Here is a 13473-nt window from a genome sequence, read left to right on the forward strand (position 1 = left end):
GACCTCATGTGACCGCGACGGCCAAGGGAGCCGAACAACGTCTTCCGTCCCCGTGGCTGTTTTCAAGCCTTGGCATAAAAGCGTGGCACTCTGTCGGGTCAACGGACGCTTGATACGGCAGCGTGGGGTCACTCCCCTGATGAACCAATATGGCGAAGCGTGATCAGTACCCACGACAGAGGTGGTTTCTTGGCCGAGCAGTCGTCTGGTCAAATGTCTCCTAGAACCTCGCCATTCGACGAGACCGATGAAGGTACGCGCTCAGGTCCCCGTCTCAAAACCAGTATGGCAGTCTTTTCTCCTTCACTTCGCTCCAGCCGATGGCGGGCCTGGAGGGCCGCCGCCGCGCCCCGGGCGTAATTCCCCCAAGCATCGGGGGCCGGGCCTGGGATGTTGTCGTGGTGGAAGGAGACGTGCCCGGGGAAGTCGAGGCTCCCGATCGAGACCTGGTGCGAGGCCGACGGGACGTAGCCCAGCAGCAGGGCGCAGTCGAGTGCCATCGCCGTGACCGGCCCGAGCTGGAGACCATAGTAGCCAGGCACCTCAGTGGTGAGGTCTGGGAAACCCAGTGGAGATGGGTGCCTGGTCGCTGAGCCAAACAGACCCCTTAGGCCGTGTAGACAATACCTGGGTGGAATGCGGAGCTTGGGCTAAAGCAGCAGTACCATGACTGCAGCCACATGAACGAACCCCAGGAAGTTGCGGGCCGTCTTATCGTACCGGGTCGCAACACGACGGTACTGCTTGATTCGACTGATAAGCTGCTCCGCCAGGTTGCGTTCCTTATAAAGATGCTTGTCATACTCTCGCTTGAAAATCCGGTTCTTCTTCGGTGGGATCACCGCAGCCGCACCACGGGCCTCTATCGCCGCAACAAATTTATCTCCGTCATATCCTTTGTCCGCAATCACCGCGTCGAATTCCCGACCGTCGATCAGTGCATCGCCTTGGTTGATATCCGCTTCCTGGCCCCCAGTCAGGATGAACTCGACGGGGTTTCCCAGCCCGTCGACGGCGATGTGCAGCTTGGTCCCGAACCCGCCCCGAGATCGCCCCAACGCCTGATCGGAGCCCCCTTTTTTACCGCCCCGGCGGCGTGCTGGTGGGCTCGGATCACGGTGCTGTCGAGGATCAGCCACTCCAAGTCGGGGTCCTTCAACTCCTCGAAGATCCGTAGCCAGACGCCCTTGGCGGACCAGCGATCGAACCGCCTCCAGACCGAATTCCAGTTCCCGAAGCGTTCGGGAAGGTCACGCCAAGGCGCCCCGGTCTTGGCGATCCAGAGGACGGCGTTGACGAAGAGACGGTTATCAGCAGCGGTCACTCCGGGGTCGGCCGCCTGGCCGGGCAGGAAGCCTTTGATGCGTTCCCAGTGTTCATCGGTGATCTCATGGCGACGCATGGTTGAGTGCTCGTAGGGTGCGAAAACGCGAAACTGTTTACCCTTCCTACTTCTACTGTAACGGTTTCCTGGGCGACTTGACGCAACTCTCAATGACATCACCCTTTCGGAGATTGATGGTCGCCTGAGCACCAGATCGACCAAGGCCGGATCAATCAAGGAGTTACGGTGAGTGTCACAACGAACCGTTACAGTAGAACTACGAAGAACTCGCAGATATTGTCCACACGGCCTAGAGCGCCTCACAGTTGCATAGCGTACGCGGCTCGGTGTTGGAACCATCCCGCGATATCGTCGAGAGTCACGTCACGCAAGGCCGAACCGAACACGGCATAGACCGTCTCCTTCGTCCGCGCCGCCGCCGACCGTAGCGCCCCCTTGACCTTCGAGACCATCTCCTCGATCGGCGTCAGGTCCGGGCTCTACGGCGGCAGTGGTACCACCTCCGCCCCAGCCGCCTTGACGGCCTCGATCGCCTCCTCCAACTCGTGCGGCTTCAGGTTATCCCAGAACACCACATCGCCGGGCTTCAACTCCGGGACCAAGACCTCTTCCACGAAGGTCTCGAACTCGTCGGTGTTGGTGGCACCCGGGAAAGCCAACGACGCGGTCACCCCGGAGAGGCGCAGGCCGCAGGTCAGCGTGATCGATTCTCATTGGCCAGGGGTGTTCGTGTAGACGCGCGGCCCCATTGGCACACGGCCGTACGTCTGGGTCATCGCCGTGTTGGTCCCGCACTCGTCCACGAAAACCAGCCGTCGTGGGTCGACCCCGGCGAGTTCCTCGCAGAATTCGCGACGTCGCTCCTGGACGTCCGGACGATCCTCCTCCTGGGCACGCGGGAGTTTCTTCTTGCGTGGCAGCCCCAACCGGCCCAGGGTGCATGAGATCGTCATGAGGCCGCACGAGACGCCGAGCCGTTGGCGGCACTCCGGGCGGGCGGCATCGGGCTGCTGTCGAATCAGCTCGCGGAGCCGCTCCAAGGCCTGCGGTGTGAGTACGGCCGGGTTGCCGCCGCCATGGGGCTTGGGTTCGAGCGTGCCGGTGTCGCGGTGGGTCCGCAAGAGCCGCGTCCGAACGAGACGCTGACCAGGAGCCGGCGAGCGATTTGGCGCAACGAGACCTCACCGCGCTAAACCGTATCGAGGACCTACTGTCGGAGCTCTTGCGAATAGGATGTAATCGGTCACCTCCTCACAGAGATCTCCTTTCAAATTGTGCGTCATCCGACTGTTCGGCGATCTAAGCTCCCCATCTCACCCTCTTAAAGGTGCATGGCCATCAGGGCCAGCGCACACTTTCTCGTTGATGGAAAGAACTTTACTGAATCAGACAGAAACACCCAAAAAGGCATTGATCTCCGGCGTCGGTACGAGGCGGCGGTCGGGAAGAGCGGGAAACATCGTGCCGCCAAAGCAGCCCCCAAATCCCCAAAAACCCTCGAATCCGCCCTTGTTTCTAGAGGCCGCTCTACCGAAGTTCTTTGATGCCAACACTTAAGTATGCGCTGGCCCTGGCATGGCCATCGATTCCCGAATCATTCCCAATCATAAGGCCCCTCTCGAGATGCGCTTCACGCCTTGGCGAACCTATCCAAACGAGTGATCATGCAATTAAAAAGCTCGTCAAGCTTCTCTAGAGAGGTCGCCAGATTCGTCGCCGTGTTGAACTCGTCCTTCGGGTCTGCGTATTGCGTGATCGTGTAATTGGACGTGTGCGCCACCAACCCTCTCGCCAATCCGTACGAGGAGAGGTCGTTCAAAAGGGTCGTGCCAAGCTTCGTGTGCTCGATGCCCAGAGGCAAGACGAGAGATAGGACGTTTGCCTCCTTGATCCCGTGATTCTCTCGGGACCTCCTCAGCCAGACGTTATACGCCTTCTGCAATGGCGTCTCTATACTCTCATAGGAAAGCTTATTCGGGCCGCCCCCCAAGCTGTCGGGAGGCAGTTTGAGCGCCACCTCGCTATACCCCAATAAGCAGATGATGGTCTCACTCGGCACCCGAGTCGCTTTCCAATGCTTCCAAGCAGCATCCAACACCTCGCGAGACCGATCCTCCAGGTATGCCTCTATCTCGGCGTGGACCATGATGCGGAACGAGAGGGCCCGATAGTGGACCTTATCCGGGTTCCGATAGGTCCCTGTCGGATCGAATTTGCTGGGGAGCAGGGCGTGCCGGCTCTTGGTGATCGCTTTGCGCAATTCCCGATATCGGGTTGACCTCGCCACGTTAATTCCTGAAGCCCGGGAATGTCAGGTTGTTATAGGGATCTTGCGCCGGCAGTGGTAGCCTCAGTTTGAAAAGAGTATTCAGCTTCTGACCCCACCTCGACAATCTCAGCGCGGTGTTCGGCACACTGGCCGTGTCGCGTTCGACGGCGGCACGGAAGTCGGTGTCGAGGAACAACTCGGTGTAAGCTTTGAGAACGCCCGCAGGATTGTTCGCGATCTTCTCCCGTACTTCCGCGCGTTGGGCGTAGAAGACGAGGTAATCAAAGATCGCGCGGTTGAACGGCCGGGAGTCTGGCTTGCGAGCCACGTCGTTCCCGAAGATCTCGATTAGGACGGTGATCGCCGCTTCAAAATCCTCTAACGCATCCTGTACTGGCCCCTGCATCTCTTTCCAGTTCTTATTAAACCGATCAAAGGCGGAGTCGATGAAATTCTTCATCCGACCGCCGTAGCCATTGATATAGAACCTGAAAGCCAGGAAGCGAGCGAGAATCTCGATGTCCCGCATCCGGTAGTCGGGATCCTTCAAGTTCAGCAGCCGCTTGATGCCCACACTGTTTGCCGACGCCACATCGACCCAATCGCTGAACGCCCCCGGGAAAAGCGCCTGGCGCAATTCCTGGGGAGAGAGCTTCACACTCCCTGTGTTCAGCCTCAAGAACACCGTGTGGAGGAAGTCGATATTCGGCCAATTCCGGATTACCACTGTGCGGATCGACTGATTCTGGAGAGCATTGAAGAAGTCGCGATTCTCCTCACCCAACTCTAGGTCCGCATACCTCAGCCGGTTCAACTCGGTCAGCACCTCCAGCCCCGTCAACGCATATCCATTCTTATCGCCTTCCCCCAATCCCCAGAATTGCAGGATCGAGAGGAGCCGTTGTTTGCCGTCGAGAACGATGAATTGACCTCGATTCGTCTTGCTCTCGGCGAGGACGATTTGGGGGATCGGGAGGCCGATGATGAGCGATTCGACGAACCGACTCTTCTGTAGCCGGGACCATGCGTCCCTTCGCTGAAAGCTGGGATTTAAAATAATGTTACCGCGTTTCAGCTGGCCGACAACGGTCTCCGTCGTCCAGTCGGTACCGTGAAGCACGGCGGGGTTGAGACGAGCGTCCTCGTTGATCTGCACCTCGTCCTCGGAGGGCAGTTCGGTGAATTGGACCTCGTATTCTTTTTCTAGGTCGGCGTCCTCTTCCTCACGAATTGTATCGACCTGTTTCTTCTCCACCCCGTCCCCCGTTCTTGATCGCAACTTCACGGACCTCAAATCTCCATTTGAAAGGCTACTCTCGCGCGGATGTCAATACAAGTCCCGCCGTCCGCGCTACTTCCACTTCCAGGGTAGGCATGATCACCGTCCCTCACTCCAAATCGACCTCCCCAGCGGAAGTTATCGGGAGAACAAGAGTAGCCAGGCACTCCAGCGAGAAGGGTTGGGAAATCTAGTGAAAATGAAGCTTAACCGTTGGGCTCGCTGGTCTCCCTAGACCACCCATTTTTCCCTCTTTTGGTGCATGTCCGCCAGCCCGACCACCTTGATCCGCTATCTTGGCGGGCATCCTCCCCGCGACGGAAGGCGAGGTCGAGCTGGGGAGCCGCCGGCTGGACGAGCTCGGACGTTCGGCGATCGCCCGGCAGTGCGCCTACTTGCCCCAGCAGACGGCCACTCGCTTCGAGATGCGCGTGGAGGATGTGGTCACCTTGGGCCGGTATCCCCATCTCAACGCATGGGGGAACCTGTCGCGCGACGATCACGCCCGGGTCGCGTGGGCCATCGAGCGGGTCGGCCTGACCTCCTTCCGCCATCGGACGCTCCCCACCCTTTCCGGCGGCGAGCGTCAGCGAGTCTTCCTCGCGCGAGCCCTGGCCCAGGAAGCGCCTATCCTGCTCCTGGACGAGCCCACCTCGTCGCTCGATATCGGCCGGCAGTTGGAACTGATGGCGCTACTGGCAGAACTCCACGCCGAAGGACAGACGATCCTGGCGGCCGTGCATGATCTCCAAACGGCCCTCACGTACTTTCCTCGAGCCGTGCTCTTGCATGAAGGCCGCCTGATCGATGACGGCCCTACCGAGGACGTGGTCCTGGGTCCCGCCCTGGAAACCGCCTTCAGTGTGCGTGTTCACACCGGTCCTGGGTTCCGATTTCTTCCGTCAGACTCCCTTTGATGCAGGGAGAGGACCAGGAATGAGTCTCGGTTGACAACCCTTGGAAGTTCGAAACAAGGGGCTTGTTCGCGACTCATAGATACTGTTCAATAGTCCAACACCGGCCGGGGAGCGGCCAGGATTGATTGATCCACCTATCCCGGGTGAACTGACGTGCTTGAACGAACGAGCGTCATTGTCGGGAGCGGACTGGCGGGACAACGGACGGTGAAATCTGTCCCGTTCGTCGAGCTGGCTGGTCGGCGGGTGCAAGGGGTCGTCTCGAGCGGGTCGGATATCGAGCGGGTTTATGTCTCGTTCGTCGAATCCGGCAGCGGAGACTATTACTGCTGCACCAACAACAATCGGCCGTGCGGCGGGCTGGGTAGAGCGCCTTGCAAGCATATTGCTCAGATGGTCGACGAGGCCATCTTGCAGTTTGGGGCAGCGCGGGTGGCCGCCTATCTCGGAGTGGGGAAGGACGGAGAGGCAGTCGACGAGGCCCGCAAACTGCTCGGGGCGTTGGGAGGCTGCGAACGGAAGGAACCGCCCGGGGTCGTGTTCAGCCGGTTCCTGAACTATCTCAGGTACTGCGAGTTGACGGTTCGGCCGGGCACGGTGCTCGAGATGGGCTGGTTCGTCTCATGAAAGCACTTGCATCGCTGCCGGCCGGAGTCGATGAGGCCTTCGGCTTGGTGGAACGGTTCGACGAGGCGCTGCTCTCCGGATTCGGTCGCCTCGGGGACGAGCACCGGGAGCGGCTTGATGCCCTCGCTCTGGTCTTCGCCAGTTCGCCCCTGGGTCCGGCAGTAGCCGAGGCAATCGCAGCCATCGGGCGGAGCGAATTCATTTCGCGGTACTTTCTCGCGTTGGCGTCCGCGCGTGTGGCACTGCTCGGCGCGGCCCACGATGCGCTCATCGCCCAGGCTCACGAAGCATTGGGCCGAACAGCGCCTGCAGGGGAGGAGCCGCCGCCACTACCGCCAGCTCGGTCGGCCACGGCGCTGGCCAGCGTGCAACAGTGGCTGACGGAGCTGGCGATCGCAGGCTTGAAGCACCTCGAAGAAACCACGGTGGCCCCGTTCGCGGCGACTCTGGAGAGCCTGCAAGCCGACCCGGAACTGACCGGACTCGCTGCCTTGCTGACCGGCTTCTCGAACGAGCTGCTCCGCTCCATACCAGCCTCGCGGCAGCCGGCACTACCGGGCTTCCGCTGGGGCGACCTCTGGTCGGCGGGCATGGTCCGCACACAGCAGTTGCCGGGAGCATCCACCTTTCGCGAGGCGGAGGGGACGCTCACCCCACTGGGACTCGACATTCAGACTCACGACAACTTCGCCTGCGTTCTTCTCTACGGTGTGCTGGACGACGGCGGAGAGCCGCGGACCGTCCGGATTCCGTTCGCCGGGTACAAGGTCGACCTGATCGCCGGCGCAGGGGTCTGGGACCTCTTCGAGCCGTACAGCGAACCCATCCTCGGGGCCCTGGAGAACCACAAAACCCTCCGGATCGCGCAGGCCGAGTTGCGGGCCAACGGCGACCTCATCCTCCGCTCTCCCCCCAAAGTGGGCGGCCTGGCCGACCCGTTCGCCGCTGCCGGCCTGCTGTCCCCCCTCCCCTGCCCGCCGCCCCTGCTGCGTCATCCGGTCCACATCGCCGAACCCGTCCGCTTGCCCGGCGACCACGGGCTCCCCCTGGCCATGGAACGACTTGCGGCCGGGACCGAATTGACGGAGAGCATCGTCCTCGAAGCGCCCGAGTTGCTCGGCCTGCTCCGATTCGATCGAGGCGGCTGGCGCGTGCAGCCGCTCTGCGTGCGGAGGCAGAAGGATTTCCTGATGAGTGGGGAAGGACTGGCCGGGGTGCGGCGGAAGCTCAAGCAACACCCGCTCGAGATCCTCAAGGAGCGGGCCGGCCGGCTGCTCCGACGCAAAGTGTGAGGTTCATCCCATGGCCGACGCGATCGTGCTCAACCAACGGCAGATGCTCTACTGGCGCCTCATCGGTGCGACCGCTGGCCTGGATGACGTGAACGCCCCGTTCAACGTGTTGGCCGCCGCGCTTGCCGACGAGCTCGACTTGCCCCCCGCGATCCTCGATAGTTCGATCGGCGTTGATGTACTTCTCCACCGCTACCCCAAGCTCAAGCCGCATTTCGAGTCCATCCAACAGCACCTCCAGACAGCAGCGGCTGCAGAGGCCGGGCCCTCCGATGACCCAATCGCGCCGCCTGGGTCAAGCTTGGTCGAAGGGGAGGATGATCTTGATCTTCGCCGCACATATGCTTACTCGAAGCTGCTCCTGAACGTCTTCGGGCCGAATACCCGATCGCCCTCGTGCAGCGCCACCCAGTACAACCAGTGGTGCCAGGACGTCGCCGCGCTCGAGCATTGTCTGGGTCTCAGCCCAGGCAGCCTGCGGCCGGGGAGCGGGGCGCCGCCCGATCAGGACATTGGGGGGAGTGGAGCCGGGATCAGCGGCAATGCCCCACAAGTCGACGACCGGCAGCTCCGCGAAGAACTGGTGGCGATGGAGAGCGACCTCATCAAACGCATGGACCTGCGTGAGGTCCTCAAGGACGACCGGCTCGCCGCCCAGCTCAGCCCAACGCTCCCGCTGATCGAGCAGCTCCTCCGTGACAAGTCGAACCTCTCCGGCCCGGCCCTGGCCAACGCCAAACGCCTGCTCAAGAAGTATGTCGACGACCTTGCCGCCGTGCTCAAGAGACAAGTCCTCAGCACCAAGTCCGGCGAGATCGACCGCTCGGTCCCCCCGAAGCGGGTCTTCCGCAATCTCGACGTCAAGCGCACGATCTGGAAGAACCTGCACCACTTCAACCCCGACGATGGCCGGCTCTACGTCAACCAACTCTTCTATCACCACACTGCGCAGAAGTCGTTGAACAAATATCTGATCGTCGTGGTTGACCAGTCAGGCTCCATGGTCGATGCGATGGTCCAGTGCGCGATCCTCGCCTCGATCTTCGCGACCCTGCCGCGCGTGGTGGTCTCATTGGTCGCCTTCGACACTCACGTGATCGACCTGACCCCCTGGGCCGCCGACCCCTTCGAGTCACTGCTGCGGACCAATCTGGGGGGCGGCAACGACGGTCCGCTGGCAATGGCTCACGCGCGCGGCCTGATCGTCGACCCAAGACGCACGACGATGGTCTGGATCTCGGACTTCTACGAATTCCAGAACGACCGGCCGCTGTTCGAGCTGATCAAGGCAGTCAAGCAGTCCGGCGTCCACTTCATCCCGGTCGGCTCGGTCAGCAGCAAAGGATACTTCAACGTCAACGAGTGGTTCCGCAAGCAGCTCAAGAGCATCGGCCTGCCGGTGCTGACCGGAAACATCAAGAAACTCATCCTCGAGCTCAAGAAACAACTTCACTGATCTGATCCGAAATCATCCGCGAGGGAGTGGAGCCATGCCCAAGCCGAAGTCGGCCGCGTCGGCACCCGCCGATGAGATTTTGCGAGAACCCGCGGAAGTCAAGTATGCCGAGGAGCTGGCCTGGCTCCGGTCGATCGACGACGGACCGCGGCCGTCGTCCTGGGCGTCCTCACCGCGAATGGTGCGGATTTTCATACTCGGCTCGTCGCCGTCGGACAAGCTCGACCGCGAGGTCCGACCCAAGTTTTTCGGCGACCCCGGCACGATCGAACGCGCGATTGTCACGCTGGCCAGCGATCGTGGTCTCCTCTTGATCGGCGACCCGGGGACAGGAAAGAGCTGGCTCGCCGAGTTGCTCGCGGCCGCGATCTGTGGCAATAGCACCCATGTCGTCCAGGGAACCGCTGGCACCACCGAGGATCACATCAAATATTCCTGGAACGTGGCGATGGTAATCGCCGCCGGCCAGTCACGCGACAGTATCATCCCGTCGCCGATCATGACGGCCATGCAGGGCGGCCTGATGGGCCGATTCGAGGAGTTGACGCGCTGCAGTAGCGACGTCCAGGATGCCCTGATCTCGATCATGTCGGAGAAGTACACAACGATCCCCGAGCTGAAGGGAGACAACGTCGTCTTCGCCCGCCCTGGCTTCAACATCATCGCCACGGCCAACGCACGCGACCGGGGCGTCAACGAACTTTCTTCGGCTCTGAAGCGACGGTTCAACTTCGTGCAGGTCCCGGTCGTCACCAACAAAAAAACCGAGAAGGAGATCGTCCTCTTCCGGACCCGCGAGCTGCTGGCACGGAACCGGTTCGAGATCGATGTGCCCCCCGCAATGCTCGACATCCTACTCCAGACGTTCGCCGACCTGCGCGAGGCAGCGGCGTCCGAAACGTCCGATGACTCGCGGCTCGAGAGCGCGCTCTCCACGGCCGAGCAGATCGGGGTTCTCGAGGACGCTGTGCTCCACGGCCAGTTCTTCGGCGACGGGGGGCTCGCGCCCGGCATGCTCGCCCGGTCGCTGGTCGGCACACTCGCTCGGCGGATCCCCGAGGACGTGTCGATCCTGAACAAGTTCTGGCACGCCAGCGTCTCCAAGCGAGCCAAGAACAAGGAAGACGTCGGCTGGCGTGCGTTCGAGGCTGCGGGCAAACAGGCACTCGAACACTTAAAATAAAGCCATGAGCACACCAAATCGCAACACCGACGATCTCTCCATCCCCTTCAATCCGCTCAAAGACCAGCTCCTGGCCGCGGCGGAGGCGTTCGCCACCGAAGCTCAGCCACTGGCCAAGATTCTCGGTGGGCTAGTCGACGACGTCGAGCGCGCCGGGCGCGAGCCGCTGGAGATCGTCCCGGTCTGTCACCACTCCCCCTCCTCGGCCCTGCAGATGGTGCGGCGGCTGACCGCCCGCCCTCCCCGCGTCATCTACATGGAATGCTGTGAGGACCTCCGCCCCGTGCTCGACGGCCTGCGCAACTGCCAGTTGCCGGTGGCGCTCCAGGCTTTCGCCCCCGTATCGAAGGCTTTCCCCGCAGCCTGGTCGCCGCTGAACCTCGTCTGCCCGCTCACCGAGTTCTCGGCCGAGTTCCAGGCGATCGCGTTCGCGTTGGAGAACCCCGCCACGGAGCTCGTCTTCGTCGACCGATCGGCGGACCTTGTCTTCCAGTGGATGCCCCGGGACGATGACGCCATCGAACGGGCGATCCCCGACGACCCCGAGGCCGACGACGAGGAAGCGGCCATGCATGGTTCGGCCGTGGGGGTCGAGGTCGGCACCTTGATGCCGACGTTCGACCGGTTTCGCCAGGTGTTGCTCAAAAATGCCCGGGTCCGCTACTTCAGTGAGTGGTGGGATCAGTACGTGGAGGAGGCCATCATCGACGGCGACTACGCGGCCTACCGCCAGGTCATGTTCCTGGTCGGCAGCCTGTTCCGCCGCCTGGGCACGACCGACCGCGACCGCCATTCCGACGAGCTCCGCGAGCGGCACATGTGGACCCGCATCAAGGAACACTTAAGCGAGTCGGCCATCGACCCGCGCGACGCGATCTACGTCTGCGGCGCGGCTCATGCCGCGAGCTACGTCCCCGAGTTCGGCCTCGAGAGTGCGGCTGTCTGGGAGATCCCGGCTCATTCGGGCACGAAATGGCACTACGGCCTGCTCCCGAGCAGCTATATCGCGATCTGTCATCAGTTCGGCCATCCGCGCGGCGCAGTCACGTTGGCGGAGGCCCGCTGGCGCAAGAGCCTTGTGCGTCAATCCCTCCGGCCGTTCTCACTCAAGGCGAACGGCAAAAAGGCGAGCCGCAAAGCTGCCAATGCTCTCCAGGACCCGTCACTCGCCGCGCCCAGCGTCCCCAAGCGAAATAAGGCCAAGGCCTCCACTTCGTCCATGAACGCGAACGCGGCGGAATCTGGAACGCCCCTCTCCGGGTCGGCCCCTGCATCCCAGCACTTGCTCGACTATCTGAAAGCGTCTCCGGCTCAGGTTGAGTCGGATGAGGAGGATTTGCTTCAAAATTGCGTGCGGATCGTCGAGCTGTCGCGACGGCATGGTTACCTCGCCTCGACGGCCGATAGCATCGCGGTCTACCAGACAGCAATCCTGCTCGCCAACCTGCGCAATCGCCGCCACCCGACCCCCTACGACTTCCGCGAGGCGGCCATCACCTGCATCGAGAAGGACGCCGTTCCCGGCAAGCGCGATGTCGGTCGCCTGTGCGACATGCTCCTCGGCGGCGACAAGGTCGGCCAGATCGGCTTCGAGTCACTCCCGCCGCTGGCTCAAGACGTCTATGCGCGGTTGGCCCCACTACCGATCGCACTCGCGTCGCGAACCATCCAGCGGGCACTCTTCGATTTTCGCAAGACGCCCGAGCTTTGGCCCTGCTCGGACCTGCTCTGGAAACTGCACTATCTGCTCTCGCCCGGCGTGGTGCGACCGATCATGGGTCAGCGCCAGCTCGGCCACGTTCCCCAACAGGAGAGTTGGGACATCGCCATCGGCAAGAACCAGGGCGAGGTGATCCAGCTCGCATACGAGGGCGTCACCGTCGAGCACGTCCTCGAGCGTCGACTCAAAAAAGTGGCGTTCGGCCCGGAGTCGCGTGCCGCCGACACAATCCAGGCGGTCGAGGATAGCATCGTGTTCCTCAAGAGCGAGCGGCTCACCGAGGAGTTGGGCGAACGGGCCGTCGACCTGCTGGTGCAGGAACCCGACGCCAAACAGGCCAATGAGATCCACGTCCGGATCACCCGACTCGTGCACTACTACCGCACCACCGAGGCCGGCCTCCCCGCCTGGCTCAAGCGGTTCGTAACCACGGGCTACTCCCACTACGCGACGCTCCTGCCCAACGCCTTCGCCGATCGCGGTACCCACGTGAACGATCTCGCGGCGATGCTCCAATTCTTGTTCACACTCGAAAGTCTGGCCCTCTCACTCGGTTGCGAACGGAGCCAGCTCGTCATCGCACTCCGGCAGGCCGCACCGATCACCGTCGATGCGCCAAAGCTCGCGCTCCTCTGGTCGGCCGAGTGCGTGCTCCGCCTCCGCGACGTCGCGAGCCTGCGCGGCCACTTCGATGCGCTGATCGAGAACGAGCTAACCCTCCCCGCGCTGCCGGAATACCTTGAGGGGCTGCTCCTCGCACTCGTATTCACGCCCCTCGTGGGCAGCCTCACGGTCGAGCTACTGAGCAAGGCGTTCGAGCGGCTCCCTGACCGCCTCCTGATGCCCTGGCTGCCGAAGCTTCTGATGAGGCTCCGTCCTCACGCCGACGCAGCCTTGCCGATCTTGATGAAGGAAGCCGCGTCTCTCTTTCCAACCAGCCTTGCGGCCCTGGCCAGCTGGCAGCCGCCCTGGTATCGCCCCGTGGCCTCCTTGGAGACAACATCCACCACTTCCAATGAGGCCATACCAACTCACGTCCGGGTCGTGCTCGGCCCCGCCGAACAAGCTGTCGCCTCGCTGCTCGCCGGCCAGCAAGCAACCACCGACGCCCTCGCAGCCGCCCTGGGACTTCCCATCACCTGGTCCGTCGCAACCACCGCCGGCGAAACCGATCAACCCGCCACGGTGGCCTCACCCGAACAGAATGCAGTGCGTGCCTTGCTCCGCGCGTTCCAGTCCACCATGCTTGCGGTCACGCCCCGTTCCGACTGAGCGTCGGGTCAGCATTGACTTTTGAGACCTGTCAACTGCGCCATTGTGCTCATTGATTATACAATATCATCACCCAATGCTTGCCAAGCTCGGTTAGCGGCCTCTTGCGGAAT

Annotated in this window: 13 protein-coding genes; 6 read left to right on the forward strand and 7 right to left on the reverse strand. The window is 62.3% G+C overall.

The genetic code is table 11. The features are described 5' to 3' along the window. Window positions 1-209: 209 nt before the first annotated feature. From V5E97_RS18980 to V5E97_RS19010, 7 genes are all read right to left on the reverse strand, one after another. Window positions 210-542 (reverse strand): hypothetical protein, encoded by a 333-nt coding sequence (locus V5E97_RS18980; RefSeq protein ID WP_406700851.1) that lies wholly within the window; start codon window positions 540-542, stop codon window positions 210-212. A 108-nt stretch (window positions 543-650) separates the two neighbouring features. Beyond that, a protein-coding gene (locus V5E97_RS18985) for an IS5 family transposase (RefSeq protein WP_406700852.1) occupies window positions 651-1402 on the reverse strand; the annotation gives its coding sequence in 2 pieces (ribosomal slippage) (window positions 651-1084 and window positions 1084-1402; 753 coding nt in all). Window positions 1403-1644: 242 nt separating this feature from the next. Next, the gene (locus V5E97_RS18990; protein WP_406700853.1) at window positions 1645-1797 is read right to left on the reverse strand and encodes a hypothetical protein; all 153 of its coding nucleotides are present in this window, start codon (window positions 1795-1797) and stop codon (window positions 1645-1647) included. A 27-nt stretch (window positions 1798-1824) separates the two neighbouring features. After that, complete coding sequence (locus V5E97_RS18995) at window positions 1825-2004, reverse strand: hypothetical protein (RefSeq protein WP_406700854.1); 180 nt, start codon at window positions 2002-2004, stop codon at window positions 1825-1827. 51 nt (window positions 2005-2055) lie between these two features. Then, complete coding sequence (locus V5E97_RS19000) at window positions 2056-2466, reverse strand: hypothetical protein (RefSeq protein WP_406700855.1); 411 nt, start codon at window positions 2464-2466, stop codon at window positions 2056-2058. Between the two features lie 509 nt (window positions 2467-2975). Then, window positions 2976-3632, reverse strand: coding sequence for a hypothetical protein (locus tag V5E97_RS19005; protein ID WP_406700856.1), 657 nt, complete (start codon window positions 3630-3632; stop codon window positions 2976-2978). 1 nt (window position 3633) lies between these two features. After that, window positions 3634-4899, reverse strand: a complete 1266-nt coding sequence (locus V5E97_RS19010) for a DUF262 domain-containing protein (RefSeq protein ID WP_406700857.1) — start codon at window positions 4897-4899, stop codon at window positions 3634-3636. Between the two features lie 290 nt (window positions 4900-5189). Here V5E97_RS19010 and V5E97_RS19015 point away from each other — a divergent pair, with 290 nt between their 5' ends. The 6 genes from V5E97_RS19015 (at window position 5190) to V5E97_RS19040 (ending at window position 13360) form a co-directional block, all read left to right on the forward strand. After that, window positions 5190-5810, forward strand: a complete 621-nt coding sequence (locus V5E97_RS19015; RefSeq protein WP_406700858.1) for an ABC transporter ATP-binding protein — start codon at window positions 5190-5192, stop codon at window positions 5808-5810. A 153-nt stretch (window positions 5811-5963) separates the two neighbouring features. Continuing rightward, complete coding sequence (locus tag V5E97_RS19020; protein WP_406700859.1) at window positions 5964-6437, forward strand: hypothetical protein; 474 nt, start codon at window positions 5964-5966, stop codon at window positions 6435-6437. Further along, window positions 6434-7729 carry a hypothetical protein gene (locus V5E97_RS19025; RefSeq protein WP_406700860.1) on the forward strand — a complete coding sequence of 432 codons (1296 nt, stop codon included), beginning with the start codon at window positions 6434-6436 and terminating at the stop codon, window positions 7727-7729. The genes V5E97_RS19020 and V5E97_RS19025 overlap by 4 nt, the downstream gene beginning before the upstream one ends. 10 nt (window positions 7730-7739) lie before the next feature. Further along, the gene (locus V5E97_RS19030) at window positions 7740-9185 is read left to right on the forward strand and encodes a vWA domain-containing protein (RefSeq protein WP_406700861.1); all 1446 of its coding nucleotides are present in this window, start codon (window positions 7740-7742) and stop codon (window positions 9183-9185) included. Between the two features lie 34 nt (window positions 9186-9219). Further along, the gene (locus V5E97_RS19035) at window positions 9220-10368 is read left to right on the forward strand and encodes an AAA family ATPase (RefSeq protein ID WP_406700862.1); all 1149 of its coding nucleotides are present in this window, start codon (window positions 9220-9222) and stop codon (window positions 10366-10368) included. 4 nt (window positions 10369-10372) lie between these two features. After that, window positions 10373-13360, forward strand: a complete 2988-nt coding sequence (locus V5E97_RS19040) for a DUF5682 family protein (RefSeq protein WP_406700863.1) — start codon at window positions 10373-10375, stop codon at window positions 13358-13360. Window positions 13361-13473: the final 113 nt, after the last annotated feature.

Source organism: Singulisphaera photorubra (assembly GCF_045290345.1).
Lineage (GTDB): Bacteria > Planctomycetota > Planctomycetia > Isosphaerales > Isosphaeraceae > Singulisphaera.